Source organism: Actinomadura sp. RB99 (assembly GCF_014706005.1).
Taxonomy (GTDB): Bacteria; Actinomycetota; Actinomycetes; order Streptosporangiales; family Streptosporangiaceae; genus Spirillospora.
Genome location: NZ_JABMCA010000004.1, coordinates 21,201 through 48,005 on the forward strand (window position 1 = coordinate 21,201; position 26,805 = coordinate 48,005).

At 73.9% G+C, this 26,805-nt stretch carries 29 protein-coding genes; 15 read left to right on the top strand and 14 right to left on the bottom strand.

Going from position 1 to position 26,805, the window contains the following annotated elements:
- Positions 1-21 precede the first annotated feature (21 nt).
- The gene (locus amrb99_RS05095) at positions 22-2,853 is read right to left on the bottom strand and encodes a sugar-binding domain-containing protein (protein ID WP_190852907.1); all 2,832 of its coding nucleotides are present in this window, start codon (positions 2,851-2,853) and stop codon (positions 22-24) included.
- Positions 2,854-3,047: 194 nt separating this feature from the next.
- Here amrb99_RS05095 and amrb99_RS05100 point away from each other — a divergent pair, with 194 nt between their 5' ends.
- The gene (locus amrb99_RS05100) at positions 3,048-4,517 is read left to right on the top strand and encodes an MFS transporter (protein ID WP_190852909.1); all 1,470 of its coding nucleotides are present in this window, start codon (positions 3,048-3,050) and stop codon (positions 4,515-4,517) included.
- Positions 4,518-4,523: 6 nt separating this feature from the next.
- On the opposite strand, the gene amrb99_RS05105 is transcribed toward amrb99_RS05100, so the two are convergent.
- On the bottom strand, positions 4,524-5,369 hold the full coding sequence (locus tag amrb99_RS05105) for a helix-turn-helix transcriptional regulator (protein WP_190852912.1): 846 nt from the start codon (positions 5,367-5,369) through the stop codon (positions 4,524-4,526).
- A gap of 57 nt (positions 5,370-5,426) precedes the next feature.
- Positions 5,427-5,825 carry a winged helix-turn-helix transcriptional regulator gene (locus amrb99_RS05110; protein ID WP_190852914.1) on the bottom strand — a complete coding sequence of 133 codons (399 nt, stop codon included), beginning with the start codon at positions 5,823-5,825 and terminating at the stop codon, positions 5,427-5,429.
- 99 nt (positions 5,826-5,924) lie between these two features.
- Here amrb99_RS05110 and amrb99_RS05115 point away from each other — a divergent pair, with 99 nt between their 5' ends.
- From amrb99_RS05115 to amrb99_RS05125, 3 genes are all read left to right on the top strand, one after another.
- On the top strand, positions 5,925-6,827 hold the full coding sequence (locus tag amrb99_RS05115) for an alpha/beta hydrolase (RefSeq protein ID WP_190852916.1): 903 nt from the start codon (positions 5,925-5,927) through the stop codon (positions 6,825-6,827).
- Between the two features lie 69 nt (positions 6,828-6,896).
- On the top strand, positions 6,897-7,769 hold the full coding sequence (sigJ, locus tag amrb99_RS05120; protein ID WP_190852918.1) for an RNA polymerase sigma factor SigJ: 873 nt from the start codon (positions 6,897-6,899) through the stop codon (positions 7,767-7,769).
- Between the two features lie 71 nt (positions 7,770-7,840).
- Positions 7,841-9,019 (top strand): FAD-dependent oxidoreductase, encoded by a 1,179-nt coding sequence (locus amrb99_RS05125; RefSeq protein ID WP_190852920.1) that lies wholly within the window; start codon positions 7,841-7,843, stop codon positions 9,017-9,019.
- Positions 9,020-9,052: 33 nt separating this feature from the next.
- On the opposite strand, the gene amrb99_RS05130 is transcribed toward amrb99_RS05125, so the two are convergent.
- From amrb99_RS05130 to amrb99_RS05150, 5 genes are all read right to left on the bottom strand, one after another.
- Entirely contained in the window at positions 9,053-9,673 is a 621-nt protein-coding gene (locus tag amrb99_RS05130; RefSeq protein WP_206699794.1) for a hypothetical protein, read from the bottom strand.
- Between the two features lie 25 nt (positions 9,674-9,698).
- On the bottom strand, positions 9,699-10,037 hold the full coding sequence (locus tag amrb99_RS05135; protein WP_190852924.1) for an Imm51 family immunity protein: 339 nt from the start codon (positions 10,035-10,037) through the stop codon (positions 9,699-9,701).
- Positions 10,038-10,135: 98 nt separating this feature from the next.
- Positions 10,136-11,005 (bottom strand): alpha/beta hydrolase, encoded by an 870-nt coding sequence (locus amrb99_RS05140; RefSeq protein WP_190852927.1) that lies wholly within the window; start codon positions 11,003-11,005, stop codon positions 10,136-10,138.
- Between the two features lie 48 nt (positions 11,006-11,053).
- Positions 11,054-11,806, bottom strand: a complete 753-nt coding sequence (locus tag amrb99_RS05145) for an SDR family oxidoreductase (protein WP_190852929.1) — start codon at positions 11,804-11,806, stop codon at positions 11,054-11,056.
- 182 nt (positions 11,807-11,988) lie between these two features.
- Positions 11,989-12,180 (bottom strand): hypothetical protein, encoded by a 192-nt coding sequence (locus amrb99_RS05150; RefSeq protein ID WP_190852931.1) that lies wholly within the window; start codon positions 12,178-12,180, stop codon positions 11,989-11,991.
- 152 nt (positions 12,181-12,332) lie between these two features.
- Between amrb99_RS05150 and amrb99_RS05155 the strand changes: the two genes are divergently transcribed.
- Positions 12,333-13,208: a helix-turn-helix domain-containing protein gene (locus amrb99_RS05155; RefSeq protein WP_347256544.1), complete on the top strand. Its 876-nt coding sequence runs from the start codon at positions 12,333-12,335 to the stop codon at positions 13,206-13,208.
- Here the strand turns inward: amrb99_RS05155 and amrb99_RS05160 are convergent.
- The 4 genes from amrb99_RS05160 to amrb99_RS05175 form a co-directional block, all read right to left on the bottom strand.
- Positions 13,192-14,181: an NAD(P)-dependent alcohol dehydrogenase gene (locus amrb99_RS05160; RefSeq protein ID WP_190852933.1), complete on the bottom strand. Its 990-nt coding sequence runs from the start codon at positions 14,179-14,181 to the stop codon at positions 13,192-13,194. The two genes, amrb99_RS05155 and amrb99_RS05160, sit on opposite strands and share 17 nt — an antisense overlap.
- A 103-nt stretch (positions 14,182-14,284) precedes the next feature.
- Positions 14,285-14,932 (bottom strand): TetR/AcrR family transcriptional regulator C-terminal domain-containing protein, encoded by a 648-nt coding sequence (locus amrb99_RS05165; RefSeq protein ID WP_241755266.1) that lies wholly within the window; start codon positions 14,930-14,932, stop codon positions 14,285-14,287.
- A 190-nt stretch (positions 14,933-15,122) separates the two neighbouring features.
- Positions 15,123-15,710: a TetR family transcriptional regulator gene (locus tag amrb99_RS05170; RefSeq protein ID WP_190852937.1), complete on the bottom strand. Its 588-nt coding sequence runs from the start codon at positions 15,708-15,710 to the stop codon at positions 15,123-15,125.
- A 209-nt stretch (positions 15,711-15,919) separates the two neighbouring features.
- On the bottom strand, positions 15,920-16,519 hold the full coding sequence (locus amrb99_RS05175; RefSeq protein WP_190852939.1) for a TetR/AcrR family transcriptional regulator: 600 nt from the start codon (positions 16,517-16,519) through the stop codon (positions 15,920-15,922).
- Positions 16,520-16,623: 104 nt separating this feature from the next.
- On the opposite strand from amrb99_RS05175, the gene amrb99_RS05180 reads away from it, so the two are divergent.
- From amrb99_RS05180 to amrb99_RS05220, 9 genes are all read left to right on the top strand, one after another.
- Positions 16,624-17,445 carry an SDR family oxidoreductase gene (locus amrb99_RS05180; RefSeq protein ID WP_190852941.1) on the top strand — a complete coding sequence of 274 codons (822 nt, stop codon included), beginning with the start codon at positions 16,624-16,626 and terminating at the stop codon, positions 17,443-17,445.
- A 175-nt stretch (positions 17,446-17,620) separates the two neighbouring features.
- Positions 17,621-18,055, top strand: coding sequence for a hypothetical protein (locus amrb99_RS05185; RefSeq protein ID WP_190852944.1), 435 nt, complete (start codon positions 17,621-17,623; stop codon positions 18,053-18,055).
- A gap of 150 nt (positions 18,056-18,205) precedes the next feature.
- On the top strand, positions 18,206-18,379 hold the full coding sequence (locus amrb99_RS05190; protein ID WP_190852947.1) for a DUF5670 family protein: 174 nt from the start codon (positions 18,206-18,208) through the stop codon (positions 18,377-18,379).
- Between the two features lie 129 nt (positions 18,380-18,508).
- Positions 18,509-19,057 (top strand): ferritin-like domain-containing protein, encoded by a 549-nt coding sequence (locus tag amrb99_RS05195; RefSeq protein ID WP_190852950.1) that lies wholly within the window; start codon positions 18,509-18,511, stop codon positions 19,055-19,057.
- Positions 19,058-19,347: 290 nt separating this feature from the next.
- Positions 19,348-20,580: a SpoIIE family protein phosphatase gene (locus tag amrb99_RS05200; protein WP_347256545.1), complete on the top strand. Its 1,233-nt coding sequence runs from the start codon at positions 19,348-19,350 to the stop codon at positions 20,578-20,580.
- A complete protein-coding gene (locus amrb99_RS05205; RefSeq protein WP_190852953.1) occupies positions 20,577-22,421 on the top strand; it encodes a sensor histidine kinase in 1,845 nt (614 codons plus the stop codon). The genes amrb99_RS05200 and amrb99_RS05205 overlap by 4 nt, the downstream gene beginning before the upstream one ends.
- The gene (locus amrb99_RS05210; RefSeq protein WP_190852955.1) at positions 22,418-22,864 is read left to right on the top strand and encodes a response regulator; all 447 of its coding nucleotides are present in this window, start codon (positions 22,418-22,420) and stop codon (positions 22,862-22,864) included. The genes amrb99_RS05205 and amrb99_RS05210 overlap by 4 nt, the downstream gene beginning before the upstream one ends.
- A gap of 34 nt (positions 22,865-22,898) precedes the next feature.
- On the top strand, positions 22,899-23,072 hold the full coding sequence (locus amrb99_RS05215; RefSeq protein WP_190852958.1) for a hypothetical protein: 174 nt from the start codon (positions 22,899-22,901) through the stop codon (positions 23,070-23,072).
- 150 nt (positions 23,073-23,222) lie between these two features.
- Positions 23,223-24,638 carry an NAD(P)/FAD-dependent oxidoreductase gene (locus tag amrb99_RS05220; RefSeq protein ID WP_190852960.1) on the top strand — a complete coding sequence of 472 codons (1,416 nt, stop codon included), beginning with the start codon at positions 23,223-23,225 and terminating at the stop codon, positions 24,636-24,638.
- A gap of 18 nt (positions 24,639-24,656) precedes the next feature.
- Here the strand turns inward: amrb99_RS05220 and amrb99_RS05225 are convergent, their stop codons facing one another.
- Complete coding sequence (locus amrb99_RS05225) at positions 24,657-25,235, bottom strand: TetR/AcrR family transcriptional regulator (RefSeq protein WP_190852964.1); 579 nt, start codon at positions 25,233-25,235, stop codon at positions 24,657-24,659.
- A gap of 87 nt (positions 25,236-25,322) precedes the next feature.
- Here amrb99_RS05225 and amrb99_RS05230 point away from each other — a divergent pair, with 87 nt between their 5' ends.
- The gene (locus amrb99_RS05230) at positions 25,323-26,204 is read left to right on the top strand and encodes an SDR family oxidoreductase (protein ID WP_190852966.1); all 882 of its coding nucleotides are present in this window, start codon (positions 25,323-25,325) and stop codon (positions 26,202-26,204) included.
- Positions 26,205-26,325: 121 nt separating this feature from the next.
- Here amrb99_RS05230 and amrb99_RS05235 read toward each other — a convergent pair whose 3' ends face one another.
- Complete coding sequence (locus tag amrb99_RS05235) at positions 26,326-26,787, bottom strand: SgcJ/EcaC family oxidoreductase (RefSeq protein WP_190852974.1); 462 nt, start codon at positions 26,785-26,787, stop codon at positions 26,326-26,328.
- Positions 26,788-26,805: the final 18 nt, after the last annotated feature.

Consider the following 26,805-nt stretch of genomic DNA (forward strand, 5'->3'; position numbering starts at 1 on the left):
TTTTCCAACCGCCGGGATCGGTCACGTGCGCGGCGCTGCGGGCACGGTCAGCGCCGGCAGGTTCCAGCCGCCGAGGCCGACGACCGGGACGGCGCCGCGCAGGTCGGAGGCGCGGTAGCGGGCGGTCAGCGTCTGGGACTGCCCGGGCCACAGCGTGACGTCGTTGTCGTTCCAGCGGATCGGCAGCACCTGGCCGCCGCCCGGCAGCGGGCGCCCGCCGGGTCCGGCCCGCCGCACGTCCGCCCTCGTGAAGACGGCCGGCGCCGTCCCGGTCGCCCTGATCGTCACGGTGGTCACGAGGTCGGCGCCGTCGCGGCGGGTGGCGGCCGAGGTGCGCACGGCGGCGCGGGGCAGGCCGCGCAGCCCCGTCAGGTCGGCGTACCCGTCCGGCCGGAACGCCGCGCCGCTGCCCTTGCCGAGGGTGGCCTTCCAGTCCACCGCGTCCGGTCTCGTGGACAGCCAGTAGACGTTGCGGCTAACCGTCGCGCCGCGCCGGGTCAGCGTGAGTTCGAGGAAGTAGGTGCGGGAGATGCCCTTCGGGGCCCGCGCGGCGGCCACGGTCCGGACGTCCTGGGCGGCCAGTGCCGGGACGGCGACGCGGGAGGTCCGCTTCACGGTGCCGTCGACGTCGATCAGCCGCGCCCGCGCCGCCAGACCGTCCTGGCGCCTCCCGGTCAGGTTGGCGACCTTCACCGCCCCGGACGCGTAGTCGTACATGACGTGCACCGGTTCGCCCGCCTTCTTCGCGCCGAAGTACACGCCGGGCTGGTCGAAGTCCTGGTTGTAGAGGTTCCACTGCAGCGACGGCCACGCCTTGTTCAGCATCCAGTAGATGACGCCGGTGCTCGGGTTGGCAGGGTCCCTGGAGTTGCCGATGTAGGCCTCGAACTGCGCACGCGCGATCTCGTACCCGCCCATCTGCGCGATCCGCTGGTAGGAGGCCATGTCGGACCAGGGCCCGTACCGGTGCCACAGCGGGGTGTTGTACTGCCCCATGCGCGCGGTCCGGGTGTAGTCGTTGTAGGGGTACACGTGGAAGAGGTCCCGGCCGGAACGCGGGCCGCGCGCGGTGGCGGGGTCCCAGAGCGCGGCCTGGTCGCGCGGGGTCAGGAAGCGGTCGAGCGAGTCCCGTGTCGGGACGGTGTTGCCCGCGCTCGTCTCGGTGTCGAAGCCCCAGGCGCTTCCGGCGTTCGTGGACGACGGGTCGTCGGCGTCGGCGGTCTCGCGGCCGTTGCTCCACCAGTAGACCGGCGGCACGTAACCGTACGGCCCCTCCTTGGCGCCGGACGGGCCGAGCCGCGGCGACGCCTTGTCCTCCGCCGACGCGATCTGCGGCGTGCCCCAGTCGGCGGCCTCGAACGCCGGCACGTACACCGACTCCTTCGCCGCGTCCGGTGCCGCGTCGCTGCCCTGGAAGAAGGCGAACACGCTCGGGTGGTCGCGCAGCCTGCGGGCGACGGCGGCGGCCTGGACGGCGGCGTTGGCCTGGAGCTCCTTGCTCCACTCGGCGTAGGGGTCCTCCCAGCGGTCGCAGCATTGCCAGCCGGTCATGGCGAGGACGCCAGCGCGGTCCATCTGCCGGAACATGTCGTCCGGCGGGAAGTTGCCCTCGAAGCGCAGCGCGTTCAGGCCGAGGTCCTTCACGTAGGCGAGCTGGTCGTGGATGTTCCGGGGCGAGTAGCGCAGGAACATGTCCGGCGACCAGCCGCCGCCGCGGATCACGATCGGCACGCCGTTGATCTCGAACCGCCGGTAGCCGTGCGGCACGTGCGTCCTGCCGGGGACGGCGCGGGTGAGCGACGAGGTGACGGTGCGGATGCCGAAGTCCTCGGCGTACCGGCCGGTCTCCGTCCCGCCGGTGCGCAGGTGCGTGGCCAGGTGGTAGAGCGGCTGGCCGCCGAGCTGGTACGGCCACCACACGTCCGGATGGTCGAGGCGGAGGCCGAGCGCCACCGGGCGGGCCGTGTTCGGCGGCAGCGTCACCGTCGTCCTGAACGGCAGCCGGGTCGCGCCGCGTTCGACCGCGCCGGAGAACTCGGCCCGCCGCACGGTCCCGGTGTTGTTGCGCAGCAGCGCCTTCACGGTGAGGTCGGACCGGGAGAAGTCCCTGGCGTTGCGCTGCACGACGTGGACGTCCCGCAGCGACACCGGCCCGTCCTGGACGATCTTCGGCGGGCGCTCCAGCCCGGTGCCCTGGTCGGGCGCGGCCGGGTTCCAGTCGAGGCGGCTGCCGGTGAGGTAGGTCTTCGCCTTGTTCGGCGCGACGTCGAGCGCGATCGCGTTGGCGCCGTCGCGCGCGTACCGGGTCACGTCGTACTCGAAGCGCGAGTAGGAGCCCTGGAGCCGCGAGCGGCCGTCGATCCGGGCGCCGTTCACCCACAGGTCGGCGGTGCCGGAGACGCCGTCCATGATCAGGAACGTGCGGCCGCCGCGGCGCGGGTGCAGGACCACCTCGTCGCGGAACCACCAGTTCACGGCGAACTGCCCGGCCGGCACCGACGCCAACCGGTCCGAGTAGAAGACGTTCGGGTACCGGCCGTTCTCCAGCAGGCCCGCCATCAACGTCCCGGGGCGGCGGATCGGCAGCCAGCCGGACGTCCGGTAGCCCGGCCGGGAGATCCGCGCGCCGTCGCTCCCCGCGACGGCCGAGGACTGGATCCTCCAGCCCCGGACGAGTTCCGAGGCGCCGTCCTCCCCCGCGGGCGCGAGGGCGGCGGGCTCGGCTCGCGCCCGCGCGGCGCCGCTCACGGCGTACGGCGGCGCGGCGCTGGTGAGGATCGCGCAGGCGGCCAGGGCCGCCAACGGTCGTCCGGGCTTCGGCATGGGCGCCCCCGCGGTCGGCTGCGTCGTCATTCGGTCACTCCCTGTGCGATCACCCGATCCGCGCTCCGCCACACCCGGACGCGGTGAAAGATCCGGCCCGCCGCGCGATCATGCAGTTGTAGGGCGCGCACACGCGGAGGCGGTCGCGCGTGAGCCTGCACCTGGCAGATGTACCTCCAGCGGAGCGCTGGTCGGTCTTTCCCCCGGGCAGCAGTCTCGGGGGCATGACGACGGAGACTTCTCAGAGCGCCGCGCGGCTCGGAACGCGCGGCTGGCTCATCCTCATCACGCTGTGCGGCGCCACCTTCATGACCGGCCTCGACTACTCGATCATCACCGTGGCCCTGCCGGAGATCGGCCGGGACCTGGGCTTCTCCGGCGCCTCGGCCCTCCAGTGGGTCGCGACCGCGTGCCTGCTGCCGACGGCCGCGCTGATGCCGCTGTTCGGGCGCGCGTCCGACATGCTCGGCAGGCGGCGGCTGTTCATGACCGGCGTGGCGGGCTTCACCCTGATGTCGCTGGCGGCCGCGCTCGCCCCGAGCCCGGCGCTGCTCGTCGCGGCGCGCGCCGGGCAGGGCGTCGCGGCGGCCATGATCGGCCCGACCGCGCTCGCGCTGATGACCGCCGCGTTCCCCGAGGGGCCGCGGCGCACCCGTGCCCTCGGCGTCAACGGCGCGCTGCTGTCGCTGGGGTTCGTCATCGGGACGATCGGCGGCGGGCTGATCACCAGCGGGCTGAACTGGCGCTGGACGATGCTCCTGCTCACCGGCATCGGCCTCCTGGTCCTGCTCGGCGCGCTCACGGTGGTCCGCGAGACGGCCGGACGGAGCCGGACCGGGCTCGACGTCCCTGGCGCGATCCTGGCGAGCGGCGGGCTGTTCGCGCTGGTCTACGGCATCTCCACCGGCGGGGACGCGGGCTGGGGCAGCCTCCCGACGCTGACGACCCTGCTGGCCGCGGCGGTCCTGCTCGGTTCCTTCCTCGCCGTCGAGGCCCGGCACCCCGCGCCGCTCGTCCCGCTGCGCCTGCTGCGCCGCGCGACGGTCAAGTGGGGCATGTCCATCGGCCTGGTCACCTTCGGCATGTGCGGCGGCGCGACCCTGCTGCTCAGCATCTACATGCAGGACGTCCTCGGCTACTCGCCCCTGCGGACCGGGCTCGGCTTCCTCGGTGAGGGCGTCGCGGCCCTGGCCGGCGGCGCCCTCGCCGCCCGGCTGATCAACGCCCGCGGGACGGCCGCGACCATCGCGACCGGGCTGACCGTGCAGGCCGCCGGCACCGCCGCGATGGCGGCCCTGCCCGTGCACGGCGGCCTGGCCGTCCTGCTGGCCACGTCCGCGACGATGGGCTTCGGGCACGTCCTGACCGTGGTCGCCGCGATCACGACGATCACGTCAGGCCTGGGCCGGGACGACCAGGGCGTCGCGGGCAGCCTCGCGCAGATGCCGACCTTCGTCGGCGCGGTGGGCGTCGCCGGGCTCACCGCGATCGCCGCCGCCCGGACCGAGGCGCTCGCCCCGGCCACCACCGAGGTCCGGGCCATGCTGGGCGGGCTGCACGCCGCGTTCCTCGCGGCCGGCGCGGTCGCGCTGCTCGGCGCGGTCGCGGGCGGCGTCCTGCTCCGCCGGACCGGCGCCGTCCAGTCGGACGGGCCCTCAGGCAGCGAACCGGCGGAGCGTTCGGTGGCGGCCTGACGGGGGTCAGCGAGCGGTGGCGGCGGCGAGCTCGGCGAGCCGCCGCAACCGCTCGTGCGACGGCGAGCCCGGTTCCGCCTGGAACACCGTCACGCCCTGGCCCTCGTCGTCGGGCGTCCGCAGCAGCTCGGCGGTGAGGGTCATGACGCCCACCTCCGGGTGCCGGTAGCCGCGCGAGATGGACGCGCAGTTCGCCACCGGGTGCTCCGTCCACATGGCGCGGAACTCCGGGCTGAGCGCCAGCAGCTCCTCGACCAGCGCGGCGAGCCCCTCGTCACCGGGGAACCTGCTCAGCGAGCCCTCCAGGTAGGCGATGTCGTCGCGGGCCTTCTGCTCCCAGTCGACGTAGAGGCCCCGCGAGAAGTCCGTCTCCAGGAAGTCGACGCGGACGAAGTTCGGCTTCTCCTCGGCGTCGAAGTCGTAGTGCGGGGCCAGGAGCGCGTGCGCCAGGCGGTTCCAGGCGAGGATGTCGCCCCGCCTCCCCACCGCGATGGCGGGCGCCTCGGTCATCGAGTCGACCAGCAGCCCGATGCCCGGTCGCAGCCGCTCCGGCCCGACCCGCTCCCGGGCCCGCGCCACCCGGGCGAGCCGGTGCAGGTGGGCCAGCTCGTCGCCGTCCAGCCGCAGGACGCGGGCGATGGAGTCGAGGACCTCGTCGGAGACGTTCGGGCTCTGCCCCTGCTCCAGCCGCGTGTAGTACCCCACGCTGACCCCGGCGAGCGGCGCCAGCTCCTCCCGGCGCAGCCCGGCCACCCGCCGGTGCTTCACCCCCGGGCTCAACCCCACGTCCTCGGGCCGGAGCCGGGCACGGCGGGACCGGAGGAACTCACCAAGGGCGGAACCGGGATACATGGATCAAGATTCTCAGATCCGCACCGCCGCCGGAAGCGGCGCGGGTCCGGTGCGCCGTCAGGGCGCCGGGGTGTGCGCGGCGTTGGCGCGGTCGACCTCGGCCATGTGCTCCTCCGCCCACGCGCGCACGACGGCGAGCGCGCCCTCGAGGGAGAGACCCAGTTCGGTGAGCCGGTAGTGGACGCGCGGCGGCACGGTCGGTTCCACGCGACGGGCGACCAGGCCGTCCCGGGCGAGGCTCTGCAGCGTCGCCGACAGCATCTTCTGGGAGACGCCGGGCATCCGCCGCCGGAGCTCGGCGAAGCGCAACTCGTCCGGCGCGGCGTCGGCGAGGACCTTGACCGCCATGGACGTCCACTTGGTGCCGATCCGGTCGAGCAGCCGGCGGGTGGGGCAGCCGGGGTCGAAGAGGTCCCCGCGCGCCCCTGTCGCGGTACCGGCCGGTGAGGAGGTCACCTCGGGTTCACCACCTGTCGCAGAAGTGCCGTCTGGCGGCCCGGATGGGAGTCACTTACGCTCCCCTGGTAACCAATGGTAACCGCAAAGGGAGGCACCATGCCGAATCCATCGGCCACCGGCGGCCCTGTCCCGGACGTCACGCTGAGGCGGGTGGCCGCCAACGGCATCGAGGCCAACGTGGCCGTCGCTGGGGACGGACCGGCCGTCCTGCTGCTCCACGGCTTCCCGCACACCTGGCGGGTGTGGACGGAGGTGGTCCCGGACCTCGTCCGCCACCACCGGGTCATCGCGCCCGACCTGCGCGGTCTCGGCGGGAGCACCAGAGCGGCGGGCGGGTACGACGCCGCGGGCCTCGCCGCCGACGCCGAAGGGATCCTTGACGCGCTCGGAGAGGAGTCCGCGGCGGTGGTCGCCATCGACGCCGGCGTCCCGCCCGCCTTCATGCTCGCCATGCGGCGGCCGCACCGCGTGCGGCGGCTCGCGCTCATGGAGGGGACGCTGGGACCGCTGCCCGGCGCCGAGGACTTCATCGCGGGCGGACCGCCGTGGTGGTTCGGCTTCCACCGCGTCCCCGACCTCGCCGAGACCGTCGTGGCGGGGCACGAGGCCGACTACATCGGCTGGTTCCTCACGGCCGGGACGCGCGGGCGCGGAGTGCCCCGCGACATCCGGGACGACTTCGTCCGCGCCTACACCGGACGCGACGCCCTGCGCTGCGCGTTCTCCCACTACCGCGCCGCTCCCGACAGCGCGCGGCAGATCCTGGACGCCGCCGCCTCGTCCCGGCTCACGATGCCTACGCTGGCGATCGGCGCGCAGCCGGTCGGCGACGCGCTGGAGCGGCAGCTGCGCCCCCTCGCCGACGACCTGACCGGTCGTCTCGTCGAGGACTGCGGCCACATCATCCCGCTCGACCGTCCCCGGGAACTCCTCGCCCTGCTCATGCCGTTCCTGGCCGCCGGCCCACCGGCGACGGACCGGCAGGCCGCCCCGTCCTGAGCGGCGGCGAGCGCGGGCGGGTGTCTAGGATCGGACGCCGATCAGTGATCCGAAGGGCGGGGGCCGAGGGTGGAACCGACCGGCGCGATGGCGGAGGACGACTGGGCGGCGCACCGCCCGGCGGTCTTCGGGGCGGCCTACCGGATCCTCGGCAGCGTGGCGGAGGCCGAGGACGTGACGCAGGAGGTCTGGCTGCGCGCCGCCGCCGCGGACCTGTCCGGGGTGCGGGACCTGCGGGCGTGGCTGGTCACCGTGGCCGCGCGGACGTCCTACAACGTGCTGAAGTCGGCGCGCGTCCGGCGCGAGTCCTACGTGGGGCCGTGGCTGCCGGAACCGCTGCTGACCGGGCCCGACGCCGCCGCGCGGGTGCTCATGGACGAGTCGGTGGGCACCGCGATGCTGGTGGTCATGGAGACGCTCACGCCCGCCGAGCGCGTCGCGCTGGTGCTGCACGACGTGTTCGGCTTCCCGTTCGAGCGGATCGCCGAGGTGCTCGGCGGCACGCCGGCCGCCGGCCGGAAGCTCGCGTCCCGGGCGCGGGCCCGGGTGGCGGCGGTCCGGGAGCGGCCGCAGGCGTCCAGGGCCGAGACCGAGCGGGTGCTGAAGGCGTTCAAGGCGGCGGCCGAGGCCGGTGACATGGCCGGGCTCGTCAGGCTGCTGCACCCCGACGCCGTCTACGTCGCGGACGGCGGAGGCAAGGCGACCGCCGCGCGCAGGCCCGTCCGGGGCGCGGAGCGGATCGCCCTGCTCGCGCTCAGGCAGATCGAGATGCGGCGGCCGGACGCGGTCCGGATCGTCGAGGCCAACGGGCGGCCGGCGCTCGCGACCTACCAGGGCGGCGCGCTGGTCTGGCTCGACACCGTCGAGGTCGCCGACGGTCGGATCATCGCGTTCCGGAGGCTGGCCAATCCGGAGAAGCTCGAGCACGCCGGTCACATCTGACGCCGCCGTCCTGTCTCCCTGCCGACTCCCCCGGGTCCCGCCGGGGGCGAGGCTGAGAGAGAGGACGGACGATGGCGCACGTTGTGATCATCGGAGGCGGGTTCGCGGGCGTGTGGAGCGCGGCGGGAGCGGCGCTGGCGCGCGCACGGGCGGACGTCACGGCGGCGGCGGACGCGGACGCGGGTCTGCGCATCACGCTCATCGCGCCGGGCGAGCACCTGGTGCTGCGGCCGCGCCTGTACGAGCCCGAGCCGGACCAGGCGAAGGTGGAGCTGCGCAGGATCCTCGACCCGATCGGCGCCGAACACGTGCGGGCCGCGGTGAGCACGATCGACACCGGCCGCCGCACGGTGGCGGCCGGGGGCCGCGAGATCGGCTACGACCGCCTGGTGCTGGCGGCGGGCAGCGCGCTCGTCCGGCCGCACGGCCTTCCCGGCGCCGACCGGCTCTTCGACATCGACACGCTGGACGGCGCCCGTCGCCTCACCGCCCACCTGCGCGGCCGCGACGACTACACCGCCGTGGTCGTCGGCGCCGGGTTCGTCGGCCTGGAGGCCGCGACCGCGCTGGCGGCCCGGGGCCGGGTGCTGCTGGTGGACCGGTCGCCGGTGGTCGGCGACCAGCTCGGCGCCGGGCCGCGTCCGGAGATCGAGGCGGCGCTGGACGGCCTCGGTGTCGAACGCCGCCTCGGCACGACGGTGGCGGAGGTCGGCGACGGCCGCGCCGTCCTCTCCGACGGGACCGAGGTCGCGGCGGACGCGGTCGTCTGGTCGGCCGGGCTCAGGGCCAGCGACCTCACCCGGCAGATCTCCCGCGATCTCGACGCGCTCGGCCGGGTGCCCGTGGACCGCAGGCTGCGCGCCCTTCCCGAGGTGTTCGCCGCCGGCGACACCGCCGCGGCGCCGTTCGACGCCGGGCACACGGTCATGCAGGCGTGCCAGCACGCGGTGCCGCTCGGCAAGGTCGCCGGGTACAACGCGGCCGCCGATCTGCTCGGGGTCCCGCTCCGCGACTTCACTCCCGGCCCGTACGTCACCTGCCTCGACCTGGGCGGCGCCGGCGCGGTCTTCACCCGGGGCTGGGAGCGGACGGTGATGGCCGCGGGCGCCGAGGGCGCGGCCGTCAAGAAGTGGATCAACGACCACATCCATCCGCCGGTCGACGACGCCGCGGAGATCCTCGCCGCCGCCGACCAGGTCCGCCTGGACATCCCGTTCTTCCCGCGCGAGGACGCCGTCCGCGCCGGGTGAGCCCGCTGTGTGGGAGCCGGCTGTTCGCCGTGCTCAGAGGCCGAACTCCGCCGTCACCCTGCGCTCCAGCTCGTCCTCGGTGATGGCGACGTCGACCTCGATCCCGCACAGGCCCAGGGCCCTCGTCTCCTCCCGGAGGCGCCCGGTGAACATCCGGTCGCGTTCCAGCAGGTTGCGCAGGGCCCGCTCCGGGTCGCTGGTCCTTCCGGCGATGGACCACGTCGAGCCCCGGCTGTCGAGCGCGGCCCGGCGGAACCCGGGCGTCGGCAGGAGCCAGACGGCCCGGCCGGGCGCGGCGAGCAGCGGCTTCACCAGGTGCGGCAGCAGCCGGAAGCCCTCCACGATCACGGGCGGCTCCGCCGGGAGGCGGAGCAGGTCCTCGACGATCAGCCCGAAGCCCTCGCCGCGGTACCAGTGGAACGTCTCGAGCATGGTCTCCGGGGACCGGTTCAGCCACCGCTCGTCCATGTCCATGGCCTTGAACTCGCTCAGGTACGGGCTGTCGCCGGGGGTGGTCCTGCCGGAGTGGTCCGCCATCACGTCATCGGTCGCGTACACCCGGAATCCGTGCCGCGCGGCGATGCGGCGGGCGATGGTCGATTTCCCCGCACCGGTCCCGCCGCCGATCCAGTAGACGTGCCGCAGTGCCCTCACGCCGGTCCCCGAACCCGCCATCGCCTCAGTCGTCGAACTCGAAACCGGTGGCCTCGGCCGACGCCACCAGCGCGCGCATGCGGTCGGTGTCCGCGGCGACGGCGCTCAGGAGAGCGCCCAGTTCCTCCAGCGCCGTCCGGTCGGTGCCGTACGCGCAGAACATGCCGCCTTCCGGGTCGTACGAGACACGCCCTTCGAGGCTCTTCGCCTCCGTCCCGACCAGGAACCGGGCGACGCCTTCCCAGAAATACCCGTTCGGCTCGTGGCCGAGCTCCTCGACGGTTCCGTCCACCCGGGTCGTTCCCGCGTTCAGCAGCAGCGAGTAGGACCCGGGCAGGGTCTCCACCAGTTTCAGCGGCGTCATCGGCGGAGCATGGCACGCCCGGAGCGGGGCGGCAACCTCGCCGGTGAGACGCCGCCCGTCCGCCCGCCCGCCACGTGACCGGGGGCCTTCCGGGGTTCTCAGCCGGCGTCGCCGAGGACCTCGCGCAGCCTGCGCGCGAACGCCTCGGGCTTTCCGGCGTGACCGTACTCGTCGCCCAGGAAGCCGCCGTGGTGGCTCGGGAACACCGTCGCGCGCCGGCCGAGCAGTGCGGCCGCCGCCTCCGAGGTGCGTCCGGTCAGGGTGTCCCCCGTCTCCTCCCCCACCGCGATCACGATCCGCGTCGATGCCGCGGCCAGCGCCTCGGCGTCGGGCCGGTACCCGCTGACCGCCCACGACCGGTCGGAGAGCAGCGGGTCGCCGCGGGAGCCGTCGTCCTCGGCCGGGAGCCCGAACTGCGCGGGGTCGGGCGCGGGCCTGTCGAAGTAGGCGTCCGTGAAGTCGCCCTGCCACGAGGTCATCGCGATGAAGGCGGCCATGCCGGCGCCCAAGCCCTTGGCCTCGTAGGCGTCCCGGACGGCGGCCCGCGCGCGCTCGGCCGCCGCAGCGTCGGGCAGCACGGGGATGACCGGCGGCTCGTGCGCCACCAGGGTCGTCACGTCATCGGGGTGGGCGGCCACGAGCGCGAGCGCGGTCACCGCGCCGCCGCTGCTGGCGAACATCTCGACCGGGCCCGCGCCGAGCGCCTCGATGAGGGCGTGCACGTCCTCGGCCTGGACCTCGGGCACGTGGTCGGTCCGGCCGTCCTTGCGGGTGCTGCGGCCCAGGCCGCGCGGGTCGTAGGTGACCACCGTGCGGTCGGGGAAGTACGACGCCAGCGTGGCGAAACCGACGGCGTCCATGGGCTGGCCGATCATGACCAGCGGCGGGCGGCCGTCCGCTGGCGGCAGCGGTCCGCGCACGTCGTAGACGAGGTCGGCTTCGGGGGTCGTGAGTGTCCGTGTGTCCATGCCGGTGCCGACTTCCGGTACGCCGGAAACTCATCGCCCCGGTACGCGCTACTTCGGCGGGTTGTTCGCCAGCCAGTCGGTGTACGTGACGGTGCCGTGGGCCGCGCCGTCGGACGGCACGAGGTCCGGCTCCCGCATCACGCCGCCGTAGTAGGGCGCGTTCGGGTCGGTGACGACCTCGCGCCGGTCGCCCCACGCCGCCAGGGCCGTGCGGAAGAACCCGTCCATGCGGAACCGCTCGGGGCCGGCGATCTCGACCCGTCCGTTCGTCGGCGCCTCCACCGCGGCCTTGGAGACCGCCTCCGCGACCTCCTCGCCCGCGATCGGCTGGAACAGCACCGAGGGCATCCGGACCGTGTCGCCGTCCGTGGCGGCGTCGGCGATCCGGGTTGCGAACTCGAAGAACTGCGTGGCGTGCACGAGCGAGAACGGGATCCCCGATTCCTCGATCAGCTTCTCCTGGGCGAGCTTCGCCCGGAAGTAGCCGATGTCCGGCCGGTCCTCGGTGCCCACCACCGACAGCGCGACGTGATGCCCCACCCCGGCCTTCTTCTCCGCCGCCAGCAGGTTCCCCGTCGAGGTGCGGAAGAAGTCCAGCACCGCCGCGTCCTCGAACGACGGGGAGTTCGACACGTCGACCACCACGTCCGCGCCGGCCAGCGCCTCGTCCAGCCCCTCGCCGGTGAGCGTGTCCACGCCCGTGTTCGGCGAGGCGGGGACCGCCTCGTGCCCGTCCTCGCCGACCCTCTTCACGACCTTCGAGCCGATCAGGCCGGTACCGCCGATGACCACGATCCTCATGCCAGGCTTCCCTTTCGTTTCCGGGGACGCTCGTCGCCTCCTGATGACCAGCTAAGACAGGGCTTCGTCCAGACCTCGGAAGCTCCGTCAAAAAAACCCCGAAACACTTCGTACGCCCGCGCCGTCGTACGAAGTGCCCGAGCAGGCGGCACGTGTCGCCGCGCTCCTGTCGCAGCCGTTCGTCATCCGGGCCCTGCTGCCCCGCCGTTCGGCGCGCTCCTGTGGCGGCGGCGGTCGGACTCGATGATCCGCAAGGGGCTGGTCGCGACGGCCGCCGGCCCGGTCGACATCCCGGACGAGCTGGTCGCCGGCGTCCAGGCCACCTCGTACCGCACGATGAGGGAGGTGCTGCGGCAGAACTCCGCGTACATCACCGAGCGGAGCGTCCCCGAGCGCCTCGCGGCCCTCCGGGTCCCGGTGCTGGTGATCTTCGGCGGTGCCGACCGCCGCTGGGATCCGTCGTCCGCGCGCTGGTACGACGCGCCGCCCTCCTCGGCCCGCGAACCGGGAGACCTAGACTGGCCCCATGCCGCCGACCGGGCCACCGCCCGACTGGGCGCGGGTGGAGATCGCCGTCCCGCGCCCGGCGGACCGGCTGCCCGGGATCGCCATGGCCGGGTTCCGCCAGCGCGTCCCCGCGGTCGCGGACATCGCCATGGTCGCGCACCCGTCCGTCACGCTGCTCGTCGACCTGAGCGAGACGGACGGCCTCGCCTACCGCGCCCATGACCTGCACGGGCACGGAAGCTTCGTCGCCGGGCTCGTCCCGAGCGGGCTTCGGACGGGCGGCCGGGTGGGCGCGTGCCTCCAGATCCGGCTGGGTCCGGTGGCGGCGGCCTCGGTGCTCGGCGCCGCGGCGGACCTCACCGGGACGGTGGTGTCACTGGAGGACGTCTGGGGCCGGGACGCCGGTCGCGCCGAGGACAGGCTGCGCGCCGCCGCCTCATGGGACGAGCGGTTCGCGATCGCCGCGGAGATCCTCGCCCGGCGGCCGGAGACCCGGCGGCGCGTCGATCCGGAGGTGGCGCACGCCTGGCGGCGGACGCTCGCCGGCCGGGGCCGAACGCGGGTCGACGGCCTGGCGGACGAGGTCGGCTGGAGCCGCAAGCGCCTGTGGTCGCGGTTCCGCTCCCAACTCGGCATCACCCCCAAGCGCGCCGCGCGGCTGGTGCGCTTCGACCACGCGGCGCACCTGCTCGTGGCGGGCGATGCCGCCGCCGACGTCGCCGCCCGCTGCGGCTATGCCGACCAGTCCCACCTGCACCGGGAGGTCAGGACGTTCACCGGGCTCACGCCGGCGGCCGTCGCCGTCGCGCCCTGGCTCGCCATCGACGACGTGGCGTGGCCGGCATCGCCGCGCCCGCCGCGGTCCCCGAGCCGATCGGTCATCGCACCTCGATGACGACCTTGCCCGTGGCGTGCCCGTCCTCCTGGTAGGCGACGGCCGCCGGGATGTCGTCGAAGGGGAGGCTGCGGTCGATGACCGGAGCGACCTCGCCCGCCTCGATGAGCCCGGTCAGCGTCATCAGGCTCCGTTTGTGCTCGGTGGAGGCGTACACGTCGGCCATGACCATCCGCTGGGGGACGACCGGCGACATCGCGGCCGCCGCGAAGACGTGACCGGCGGGCTGCAGCCACCGGCCTTGCGGTCCGCCGACGGCGACGTAGGTCCCCTTGGATGTCAGCGCGCGCCGGCACGCCCACGCCGAGCGGCCTCCGGCGACGTCCAGCAGCAGGTCGTACCGGCGGCCGAGCCGGGTGAAGTCCTGCACCGTGTAGTCGACGACCTCGTCTGCGCCGAGCGAACGGACCAGGTCCAGGTTCCGCGTGCCGCAGACCCCGGTCACCGTCGCGCCGAATGCGGCGGCGATCTGCACGGCGAACGTCCCGACGCCCCCGGAGGCACCGTTGACGAGGACGCGCTGCCCGGACCGCATCCACCCCCGGTCGCAGAGGCCGTACAGCGCGGTGACGCCCGCCAGGGGCACCGCCGCTGCCTGCTCGAACGACAGGTTCTTCGGTTTCGGTGCCAGCCGGTCCTCCGGAACGCACACGTACTCGGCGAAGCCGCCCTGCGCGACCAGCGCGTACACCTCGTCACCGGGACGGAACCCCGTCACGTTCCGGCCGACCGCCTCGACGTGCCCCGCCACGTCCGCGCCCAGGACGCCGATCTTCGGTGCGCGCAGGCCGAGGGTGCCCGGCATCAGCCGCGCGACATAGGGCTCGCCTCGCATGTGGTGCCAGTCGTAGGGCTGGACGGACGTGGCGCGCACGCGGACGAGCACCTCGCGGTCACCGGGCGCGGGCCGGTCGACGTCGGTGAGCTCCAGGACATCGGGTGAGCCGTACGAACGGACGACGAACGCCTTCATGACGGTCCCTTCGTGGGCGAGTCGTTTCGTACGTTGTAAGTCGTACGTCGTAAGGTACGTCTTACGGCGTAAGACGGTCAAGGGGCGGGGCGGTACCGGTCCGTCAGCGGAGCCGGTCGAGACCGTCGAGGATCACGTCGAGCCCGAACTCGAACTCGGTCTGGTCGTCGCACCAGCCCAGCGCGGAATCGGGGTCGTCGTGCGCGACCTCCATGAACATGCCGACGAGATGCGGCAGCTCGGCGGCCATGCCCGCGAGAGCGGCCGCGTCGTCGCCGCCGGCCGCGTCGCCCGGGTCGAACAGCTCCTGGGTGAAGCCCAGCGCCCGGCTCCCCAGAGCGTGCAGGGCGTGGTGGCACAGGTCGTTCGAGAAGCCGCCGTCGCGCATGAGGCCGATCAGGCCGTCGTGGTACCGCAGGACGGCGGGGCTCATCGTGGTGCGCGACTCGAAAACACCCGGTGCCCAGGGATGGCGGAGCAGCACCTCACGGGCCGACAGGATCCGGCGGCGCACCGCGGCCTTCCAGCCGTCGCCCTGGGACGGGACGTCGAGACGGCCGACCACGTCGTTGATCTCCTCGACCACGGCGTCCGCGATGCCGTCGAGGACCTCTTCCTTGTTGGCGACGTGGTAGTAGAGCGACATCGCCTCGGCGCCGACCTCCTCGGCGAGCCGGCGCATCGTGAGCGCCCGGATGCCGCCCTCGTCGGCGATCCGGACGGCGGCCCGCAGCACGCGCTCCCTGCTCAACGGGACTCTCGGCTCGGCTCCAGCCTTGTTCCGGGCGACCACTCCAGTCATCCTCCTCGCGCCCGATCGTACAGAGTGGGACGCCGGATCCCTCCGCCGCGACGAGCGCCCGGACACCGCTGCGACGGCCGTGGCGGACCGCCTGATTCCGCGTTTCTGTCCGGGAGGAGGCGCTCGGCGCCGGCGGCCGTCAGGAGGCGGGCGCCGGGGCGACCATGCGGTCGACGAGGACGTGCAGGTAGTCGCGGAAGCGCTCGATCGCCTCGGGGCTGCGCGGCTCGGTCCGCCCCCGCCCGCCGGGCACACCGCCGGACAGGAACCCGAACACGCACCACACCACCGTCCGGACGAGCAGGTCGACGGCCACGTCCGGCGGCACGAGGCTCCCGACGACGCCCGTGACCAGTTCGTCCTGCGGGTCGACGAACTCGTTCTCCAGCTCGCCGACGTCGGCGGCGTCGCCCATCCACCGGTGCATCCAGAGCGCGACGATCTCCGGGTTCGCGACGTAGAAGTCCAGGTACACGTCGATCACCCGGTGCGCGCCCGCGCGATCGGGCGTGTACGCGCCGAGCGCGGTCTCCAGCATGTCCTGCTCGGCGCGGTACGCGCGGGCCATCACCCGCCGGTACAGGCCGTTCTTGCCGCCCGCCGCGGCGATCATGGCCTGACCGCCGTCCCCTGCGGCGTCGGCGATCAGGTCGGTTCCGGTCGAGTCGTAACCCAGCTCCGCGAACAGCCGGGTCGCCACCGCGATGATCCGCTCTTCATCCCCCACGCCACTACGTTAGGCGATCATCGCGCCACGTTCCGCAAGGGCCGCGGACGGGAGTGGCCCGCACGTCGGCGAGGATGATGTCGACCGGCGTCTCGGTGTAGGCCGGGAAGGTCCGGCGCAGGCGGGCCCGGCTGCCTTCGGGGATCGACCTGGAGGCCCTCGCGGAGGACGCGCGCCGTCCGGTTCGGCGCGGCAGGACGTCTCGCGCCTTACGAGGGCGGGCCGTCGATCGGGAGCCGGGCCATCAGCGCGGCGCTGAGCCGCTCCGGGGTGCCCGGGCATCCGCGGCGCAGCCAGTCGGTGGCGACGCCGAGGACGCCGCCGGCGAGGAAGGCGGCCACCGGGTCGTGAGCGATACGGGCGGGGTCGTCCGCGTGGGTGCCGACGGCGGGCCGGGTGAGGTTGACGTGGACGGCGATGGTGAGCCGTTGGTGCAGGTGGTCGGCCACCCGGGCGCTGCCGTCGGGCCCCAGCAGGGCGCGGTACAGGTCGGCGCGTTCGGCGATGTGGGCGAGCAGACCGGTCAAGGCGGCGCGTCCCCGGTCCAGTTGGCGGGGAGTGCCGTCCGGAAGCAGCACCGGTGTGGTGGCGATCAGCCCGTCGAACATCTGCGTGCAAGCGTCGGCGGCCAGCTCGTGGACGTCGCCGTAGTGCTCATAGAAGGTCGACCGGTTCACGTCCGCGCGCTTGGTGACGTCGGACACCGCGATCCGGTTCAGCCCGCGTTCGGTGATGAGGTCCAGCAGCGCGGCTCTGAGCGCCGCGCGGCTGCGACGCGCGCGGGGGTCCTCGGACGGCTGGTCGGCCATGCGGTCAGCCTATAGGTCTCCAACATCTGTCGGTTAGGCGACAGGTGTTGGAATATGCTCGGGGACGCCGGTCAGGCGCACCCGCACGAGCCCGGAGGGGAAACATGACGCAGCCCGTCGCGGTGGTCATCGGAGTCGGCGGAATGGGCCAGGCCATCGCCCGGCGCATCGGCCCGGCCGCTCACGTCCTGGTGGCCGACCACAGCCAGGAGGTCCTGGACACGGTCGCCGGGCAGCTCACCGGCGAGGGGTACCGGGTGACCGCTCAGCGGGTGGACGTGTCCTCGCGCAAGCCGGTCGCCGCGCTCGCCGAGCGGGCCGCTTCCCTCGGGCCGGTGCTGTCCGTGGTGCACACCGCCGGATTGTCGCCCGTTCAGGCGCCGGTGCCGGCGATCCTGGCCGTCGATCTGCTGGGCGTCGCGCTGGTGCTGGAGGAGTTCGGCGAGGTCGTCGCGCCCGGCGGCGCCGGGCTCGTGATCGCCAGCATGGCCGGCCATTTCCATCCAGGCCTTCCCCGCGAGCAGGCTCAGCAGCTGGCCACCACCCCCGCCGACGGGTTGCCGTCGCTTCCGATCTGCGACCCGGCCCGCTTCGCCGACAGCGGGGCCGCCTACGCCTTCGCCAAGTACGCCAACCGGCTGCGCGTCCAGGCCGCCAGCATCTCCTGGGGCGCACGGGGCGCACGGATCAACTCCATCAGCCCCGGCGTGATCGCCACCCCCATGGGCCAAGCCGAACTCGACGGCGAGCACGGCGCCGGCATGAAGATGATGATCGACGCCTCCAACGCCAAGCGGGCCGGCACGCCCGCCGACATAGCGGCGGCCGCCGAGTTCCTGCTCGGCCCCGCCGCCTCCTTCATCTCCGGCGCCGATCTGCTGGTCGACGGCGGCGCCGTCGCCGCGGTCACGACCCGCACCTCCTGAGGAGCGGTCGAGCAGCGGGCGCCGGGGGCGAGCCCCCGGCGCCCGTGCTCACAGTCGCTTCGAAGGGGCGTTCCGTCCGGTCAGGTTCCGACTGTGCGGCCTCCACCCCTGTGATGCGCCGCCATTCCCTCCAGGGAATCGCGTCCGCGCAGGTCGGAGCCGCAGACTGCGGGGCATGAGCGAAGCACTCGAACTCAAGCGATGGTCCGACCGCTACCTCGCGCAGTGGAACGAGCCCGACCCCGCGACCCGGCAGGCCCTCATCCGGGAACTGTGGGCGCCCGACGGGATCCAGGTCCTGGTGGACCCGCCGCAGGAGATCCGCGAAGCCGCCGCGAACCTGGCCTTCCCCATCCCGCCGCTGGAGGTCCGCGGGCACGACGGCCTGAACGCCCGGGTGTCCCGCGCCTACGAGATGTTCGTCGCGCCGGGCGAGCACGTCTTCGAGGTCGCCGAGGAGGCCGCCGTCCTTCTGCCCAACGTCCTCGCCATCCGCTGGTCGATGGTCGCGGTCGCCGCGCACCAGGTCGTCGGCGGCGGCCTGGACGTCATCACCCTGGACGGCGACGGCCGCATCCGCACCGACCACCAGTACATCGGAACGGCCTGACGCCGACGGCGTTCACCAGCGGGAACCGATCACGCCGTACAGGTGGTCCACGGGGTGAGGAGCGTGTTCGACCTGTGATGTTTGTCGCGCATCAAGTGTCGTCTAACGGGCATGCCGGGGCCCAGACAACGAAAAGAGGAGGCACCCCCGATGCCCTGGTTGATGATTCTGGTCCTCGTCCTGGCCCTGCTGCTGTTCGGTCTCGGCTTCGCCCTGAAGCTGCTGTGGATCGTGGCCGCGATCGTGCTGGTCCTCTGGCTGGTCGGGTTCCTGGCCCGCAGCACCGGACCGTCGGGCAGGCGCGGCCGCTGGTACCGCTGGTAGCCCCGGGGAAACGGCTCCGACAAGGCCGACGGCCGGTCCGCGCGGGATCGCGGCGGACCGGCCGCCCTCCATCTCACAGACGCGCGCCGCCGGCGTGGTGCCGGCGGCAAGGAAAGGCGGTCGTCGTACGTGGCGGAATTCCTCACCGACATCGAAACGCTCAGGAGGCGCGCCCGGCAGGAGATCGACAAGGGGCCGGTCACCGACGCCTACGGTGCCGACCTCGACCGCGTCCTGCAGGTCCTGAACGAGGCGCTGGCCACCGAGATCGTGTGCACGCTGCGCTACAAGCGGCACTACTACACCGCCACCGGGCTGCACTCGGAACCGGTCGCGGCGGAGTTCCTGGAGCACGCCCAGGAGGAGCAGCAGCACGCCGACAAGCTGGCCGACCGCATCGTCCAGCTCGGCGGCGAGCCCGATTTCGACCCGGACACGCTGACGACGCGGTCCCACGCGGGCTATGACGCGGGCACGGGGCTGATCGACATGATCAGGGAGGACCTGGTCGCCGAACGCGTCGCCGTGGCGTCCTACACCGAGATCATCCAGTGGCTCGGCGATCGCGACCCCACGACGCGGCGCGTCTTCGAGGACCTCCTCGCCCAGGAGGAGGAGCACGCCGACGACCTCCGCGGCCTGCTCGAGCGGATCCCCCGGGACGCCGAGAAGGACTGACACGCGGCGGGTGGCGTGTCCGGCCGCATGCCCGGTCCGGCCCCGACCTCCCGGCGGGGCCGGACCGGGCGTGCGCGCGTTGAGGGGTCCGGGCGGGCCGCATGGTGAAGGCGTGGCGCGTGTCACCCGGCGAGAGACCAGGCAAATCAGTGCAAGAGGTGCATATTTGTCATAAGACAAGTAACATCGCCGCGGCGTCGCTGAGCGGACACTGAACGATACGGATCGGGTGGGACGGGGGGTGGCCGGTGTCGCACCGATTCACCACGGCTGCCTCATTCCAGCCGCCCGTGCCCGAATCCCTGGCGCGGCCCTCCCCTGCGGCCACCGGCCTTGTCGCCGCCGACGGTGACGGCTCCACGCCGGCGGCGCTGCGAGTGCTGCTGGTCGAGGACGACGCCGGGGACGCGCTGCTGGTCGAGGACACGCTGGCCGACACGGGCCTCGAGGTGTCGCTGCACTGGGTCCGCTCCCTGGCGCAGGCCAAGGGCCCGCTGACGGCCGACCCCGCGCCCGACTGCGTCCTGCTGGACCTGCATCTGGGACCGGAGCAGGGCCTGGAAGTACTGGAGCGGGTGCTGGAGTGGGCGCCGGGCGCCGCGGTGGTGGTGCTGACCGGGCTCGCCGAAGCGCAGGCGGGAATCGCCGCGGTGGCGGCCGGTGCGCAGGACTACCTGTCCAAGGGGCGGCTCGAGCCCGACCGGCTCGGACGGGCGATCCGCTACGCCGTCCAGCGGCGGCAGGTGCAGGAGGCGGTCGCGGCGCTCCAGGCCGAGCAGATGCGGGCGGCCGAGAACGAGCGCCTCGAACACGGCCTGCTGCCGACCCCGAGGGTGAGCGACCCCCGGCTCTGCGTGATCGCCCGGTACCGGCCGGGACGGGCGCATTCGCTGCTCGGCGGCGACTTCTACGACGTGGTGGAGACCGCCGACGGCCTGGTGCACGCGGTGATCGGCGACGTGGCCGGGCACGGCCCGGGATCGGCGGCGCTCGGAGTCGCGCTGCGGGTGGCGTGGCGGGCGTTCGTGCTGGCCGGGACGCGCGGGCCGCGGCTGGTGGAGCTGCTCGAGGAACTGCTGCTCAGCGAGCACGACGGCACGGAGATGTTCGTCACCCTCACCACCGTCACCCTGACCCCCGACCGGCCGGTGGCGCACGTCGTGCGCGCGGGCCACCCCGGTTTCCTGGTGCACGCCCCCGGCGACGTCCGGCTGGTGGAGCCGCCCGGCGGGCTCGGCGTCGGCATGGCCCCCGGCCTCGGGAGCTGGCACGAGGAGCAGGTCCCGCTGCCGCCGGGCCACGGGCTGGTGCTGTTCACCGACGGGCTGTTCGAAGGGGAGATCGACGACGCGGGGCAGCGGCTGGACATGACCGGGCTCCTGCGGATCGCACGGCACCACCACGACCTCGCCCCCGACGACTTCGTCGACGCGCTGATCACCGACGTCGAGGCGGCCTCGCTGCGGCACGGCGGCCTCGCCGACGACGTCGCCGTCATTCACCTGGGATGGAACACCCGATGACCGACCTGCCCCCACCGCCGGAGACCTCCCCGGCGGCCGAGCCTCCCGAGCCCCCCGCGGGCGGGGAGCCGCCCGCCGGGCGGCCGGCGCGCGGGCGCTCCGGCACGGCCGGGCCGCAGGGCGGGGCGGCGTCGCGCCGCGGCCTGACCGTCCGGGCGTGGTTCGTGGTGGCCGGGGCGGTGATCGCCGTGCTGACCGTCGCGGCCGCCGTGGTGATGCACAGCGCGCTCGGGCAGACCGCGCGGGCCTCGGACCGGCTGGTCGTCACCATCGCGCCGGCGCAGGTCGAGGCGAGCCGGATGCAGATGGCCATGCTCAACCAGGAGACCGGCGTGCGGGGCTACGCGCTGACCGGTGACCGCCAGTTCCTGCAGCCCTACACCGACGGGCTGGCCACCGAGCGGCAGTCGGTGCCGCGGCTTCAGCAGTTCCTGGCCGGCGAGCCCCGCCTGCGCGGCGATCTCGCGGCGACGGAGCGGGCCATCGAGGCGTGGCGCCGCGACTACGGGACCGTGGTGATCGAGCAGGTCGCCCAGGACGGCCCCGGACCGCGGGCGTCGGCGACCGCCGCCCGCGGCAAGGGCGCCTTCGACGCGGTGCGGGCGACCTGGGCGGTCCAGAACCGGCACCTGGCACAGGCCCGCGCCGACGGCCGCGCCGACCTGCACCGCAGCCGCACCGTCCGGAACTGGATCCTCATCGGGCTGCTGGCCGCGCTGCTGGTCACCGCGGGACTGCTGGCGGTGCTGCTGCACTACGCGGTCGGCCGCCCCCTGCGGATGCTGCGCACGTCGTCCCGCCGGGTCGCCGACGGCGACTTCGACCACGTCATCGCCGCGCACGGACCCGCGGACGTCCGGGACCTCGCCCGCGCCGTCGAGGCGATGCGCGGCCGCATCAAGCGGGCCCTGGACCAGTCCACCGAACGCGAGAAGGTCCTGCAGCGCCAGACCGCCGAACTCGACGCCCAGACGGTGGAGCTGCGCCGCTCCAACGCCGAGCTGGAGCAGTTCGCGTACGTCGCGAGCCACGACCTGCAGGAACCCCTGCGCAAGGTCGCCTCGTTCAGCCAGATGCTGGAACGCCGCTACGCCGACCAGCTCGACGACCGCGCCCGGCAGTACATCGGCTTCGCCGTCGACGGCGCCAAGCGCATGCAGGTGCCGATCAACGACCTGCTGACCTTCTCCCGCGTCGGGCGCCTGCACCAGCAGCAGCAGACGCTCCCGCTGGGCGAGCCGCTGGAGCGCGCGCTGGCCAACCTCGACGACGCCCTCACCTCGTCCGGCGCCCGCGTCGACGCCCCGGACGACCTGCCGGAGGTCACCGGGGACCCCACGCTGCTGACGATGCTGTGGCAGAACCTCGTCGGCAACGCCGTCAAGTTCCGCTCCCCCGACCGCGACCCCGTCGTGCGCATCGCCTGCGAGCGGGAGGACGACCGGTGGCACCTGACCGTCACCGACAACGGGATCGGCATCCCGCCCGAGTACCAGGAGAAGATCTTCGTCATCTTCCAGCGGCTGCACGGCCGGGACGCCTACACCGGCACCGGCATCGGCCTGGCCCTGTGCAAGAAGATCGTCGAGTACCACGGCGGCCGGATCTGGCTCGACACCGAACACCCGGACGGCGCCCGCTTCCACTTCACCCTCCCCGTCCTCGACCGTCCGGCCACCGAGCAGGACGCCGACGGGCAGGACGCCGACGGGCAGGACGCCGATGGCGAGGGCGCCCCGCCGGAGACCGTCGTCGCCTCCGAGCCCGCGACACCGCAGGACGGGCCGTCCGCCGCCGCACCTTCCTCCTCCGTCACCGACCTCCAGGGAGCCGGTTCGTGACCAGCGCCGCCGCCCAGCCCATCACCGTCCTGCTGGTAGAGGACGACCCCGGCGACGAGTTGATGACCCGCGAGGCGTTCGAGCACAACAAGGTCGGCAACGCCCTGCACGTCGTCCGGGACGGCGCCGAGGCCCTGGACTACCTGTACCGGCGCGGCGACCATGCCGCGGCCCCGCGCCCCGACCTGATCCTGCTGGACCTCAACCTGCCCAAACGCGACGGGCGCGAGGTCCTCGAAGAGATCAAGTCGCATCCCGACCTCGCCGCGATCCCGGTGGTGGTCCTCACCACCTCCTCCGCCGAGGAGGACATCCTGCGCAGCTACCGGCTCCACGCCAACGCCTACGTCACCAAGCCCGTCGACTTCGACCAGTTCATCAACGCCATCCGCCAGATCGACGACTTCTTCGTCACGGTGGTCCGCCTTCCCGCGCAGCAGTGACCCGGCGCCCCGGCCCCGGCACGCAAGGAGAGCCATGAGCGACGACCCGCCGCAACCGTCGCGGCACCGCAGTCCGTACCGAAGCTTCCAGGGGCGCAACCGCATCCCCGCCGCGGCCCTCGGCGGCGACGACGCCGAACCGGCGATCGACCCGTCCCCGGCCGAAGCCGACGACCTGGAGGACCGGCCCGAGGGTCCCGTCGCCTGACCCTGCCGCGACGACGGCCTGCGGGTTCGCGGGGCGTCGCGTGCGCCGGCGTGTTCGTGCCGCCGGTTCGCAGCGTGGCCGGTCACCGGAGGTCCCGGATTCCGGAAGGATGCAGGGAGACAAGACGGTGCTGTTCGGAGGGCGGGCGTGATGGACGAGTTCGATGTCGTGGTGCTGGGGGCCGGGCCGACCGGGGAGAACCTGGCGGAGCGGGCGCACGCCGGCGGGCTCAGCGTGGCCGTCGTGGAGAGCGAGCTGGTCGGCGGCGAGTGCTCGTACTGGGCGTGCATGCCGAGCAAGGCGCTGCTTCGGCCGGCCGCCGCGCTCGCGGACGCGCGGCGGCTGCCCGGCGCCCGCGAGGCGGCCGGCGGGCGGCTGGACGCGGCGGCGGTGCTCGCCCGCCGGGACGAGTTCACCTCGCACTGGAAGGACGACGGCCAGGTCGCCTGGCTCGAAGGGGCGGGGCTCGTGCTGGTGCGCGGCCACGGGCGGCTGGACGGGGAAAAGCGCGTCGTGGTGCGGACCCCGGACGGCGAGCAGCGGGTGCTGACGGCCCGTCACGCCGTCGCGGTGTGCACGGGCACCCGCGCGGCGCTGCCCGAGCTGCCCGGGCTGGCCGAGGCCCGTCCCTGGACCAGCCGTGAGGCGACCGCGTCGGAGCGGGTGCCGCCGCGGCTCGCCGTGATCGGCGGCGGCGTGGTGGCGTGCGAGATGGCCACGGCCTGGCGCGCGCTCGGCAGCGAGGTGGTGCAGCTGGTGCGCGGGGCGCGCCTGCTGCCGCGGATGGAGCCGTTCGCCGGGGAGGCGGTGGCCGAGGGACTGCGCGCGGCCGGGGTCGACCTGCGCTTCGGCACGTCCGTCACCGCCGTCCACCGCGACGGGCCGGTGACGCTCACCCTGGACGGCGGTGAGGCGGTGACCGTCGACGAGGTCCTGTTCGCAACCGGGCGGACGCCCGCCACCACCGACCTCGGCGTGGAGACGGTCGGGCTGGAGGCGGGCCGGCCGATCGAGGTCGACTCCACCGGGCTGGCGGCCGGGGTGCCCGGCGAGTGGCTCTACGCGGCCGGGGACGTCAACGGGCGCGCGCTGCTGACCCACCAGGGCAAGTACCAGGGCCGGATCTTCGGCGCGGTGATCGCCGACCGGGCCGCCGGACGCCCGCTCGACACCGCCGACTGGGGGCGCAGCGTGGCGACCGCGGACGAGCGGGCCGTGCCGCAGGTCGTCTTCACCGACCCCGAGGCCGCGTCCGTCGGGCTCACCCTGGAGGAGGCCACCCGCCAGGGGCACCGGGTGCGGGCGGTGGACTACGACCTCGGCAACGTGGCCGGAGCCGCCCTCTACGCCGACGGCTACCAGGGCCGCGCCCGCGCCGTGGTCGACCTGGACCGCGAGACGCTCCTCGGCGTCACCTTCGTCGGTGCGGGCGTGGCCGAGCTGCTCCACTCCGCCACGATCGCGGTCGCCGGCGAGGTCCCCATCTCCCGCCTGTGGCACGCCGTCCCCTCCTACCCCACCATCAGCGAGATCTGGCTCCGCCTCCTGGAGACCTACCGCGGCTGAAGGCCGGGCGGCGTTTGGTCAGCCCAGTGACACGCTCGCCGCGCGCAGTTCTTCCAAGGCCGCCAGCGCGTGGGGCGCGAGCCCTTCCGCGTCGTCGCGGTCGCCCTCGCACCATCGGGCGTAGCCCCGCTTGAACGCGAGAACCCCCAGCTCGCCCGCGAGGTGCGCGGTGGCCTCGGGGACGCCGCGGGCGACGAGCGCGTCCGTCATGGCGGCCGCGAGACCGACGCTCTTGAGGGCGTCGCGCTCCTGGAGCTCGGTGCTGGCCGCCACGGCCGCTTCGAGCCGGGGGCCGATCTCGCGGTTCGCCGGGCCCATGGCGCTCGACGCGCGTTCGAGCCCCGCCGCCACCGCCTGGAGCGGGCTCGCATCGGCGGGCGCCTCGGCAATGCCGTCGGCGAGCAGCCTGCTGAGCGTCTCCTGACCCGCGACCAGCAGCTCTCGCTTGTCGGAGAAGTGCCGGAAGAAGGTGCTCTTGGTGACGCCGGCGCGCTCGGCGATCTGCGCCACGGTGGTGGCGTCGTACCCCTGCTCGGTGAACAGGTCGACGGCGGCGACGACGAGTCGCTGGGTCGCCCCGGGTTGCCATCTGGCCATGGGGCCAGCATAGGCGATGGGACCGTTGTCCCGTCACCGTGTAGGGTCGGTGATGGGACAACGGTCCCATCACTTCTGGGAGGGCTCATGCACGTCTTCGTCACCGGCGGCACCGGCACCATCGGCTCCGCCGTCGTCGCCGAACTGCTCGGCAACGGCCACACCGTCCTCGCGCTGGCCCGCTCGGACGGCTCCGCCAAGGCCCTTGAGAGCGCCGGCGCCACGGTGCTACGGGGAGACCTGGCGGACCTCGACGTCCTGCGGTCCGGCGCCGCGCGGTCCGACGGCGTCATCAGCCTGGCGTTTGGACGCGACTACGGCAGCCCGGACGCGCTCGCCCGGGCCATCGCCGAGGAGAGCGCCGCGCTCGACACGCTGGGGCGGGAGCTCATCGGAAGCGACCGCCCGATCGTCGCGGTCTCCGGCACGCCCTGGGTGCCGGGGCGCGCCTCCACCGAGGCCGATCCGCTGCCGACGGACGGACCGGTGGGCGGACGAGGCCGCTCGGTCACGGCGCTGCTGGATCTCGCCGCGCGCGGCCTGCGCAGCATGGCCGTCCGCATGCCGCGCACGGTCCACAACGAGGGACAGGGCGGATTCGCCGGCCTGCTGGCCGACGCGGCGCGCCGCACCGGGGTGGCCGGCTACCCGGGCGACGGCTCCCAGCGCTGGCCGGCCGTGCACGCGCTCGACGCGGCGGTGCTGTTCCGGCTGGTCCTCGAGTCGGCGCCGGCCGGGACGTCCTGGCACGCGGTCGCCGACGAGGGCGACGCCGTGCGGGACATCGCGACCGTCATCGGCCGCCGGCTGGGCCTGCCGGTCGAGCAGGTGCCGCAGGAGACCTTCGGCCCGTTCGGCCCGATCTTCGCCATGGACCAGCCGGCGTCCAGCGCCCGCACCCGCGACGCCCTCGGGTGGCGGCCGACCCGCCCCGGCCTCCTCGAGGACTTGGAGAACATTCAGCCCTGACGGGCGCCTCCTCGCGGGACGCCGTCGGGGACCGGTGTGAGGGAGAGGGGCAGGCCGCCGGCCATGCGGTCACGGACGGCCTGCCCGCCGAGGCCGACCGCCGCGAACGGACCGCGAGCGGTCACTCGCGAGACGGCTCCGGCGGGGCGGCCGGTGCGGGGCAGCTGTGATAGGCCTCGATCAGCCATCGGCCGTCATGCTTGGAGAGCGTCCAGGTCGCCGCTTCCCATCGCTCCGGCGGGGTCTCGGTCTCGCCCGGGAACGTCGTGGCGCTCCTGGTGACGACGACCGCCGCGTCCGCGCCGAGGAGGCGGACGCTCTGCACGGCATGGACGCGCCGGGTGCCCTTCAGTGGGTCGGCGAAGGCCGCCCCCATCGCGGCCCGGACCTCGGCGCGGTCCCGCAGGTGGACGCCGGGAAAGATCACCGTCGCGCCCTCCGCGTACCACCGGGTGAAGGCGGCCGCGTCGCCGTCCGCCCACGCCTTGGACGTCTCCTCGAACACGGCGGCCACGGCGCGCTCCTCGCCTTCGGCGCTCGCGCCGCCGCCGGCCGTCGCCGCGTGCGTTTGAACGGTCTTCATGATGTCCTCCGATGCCGG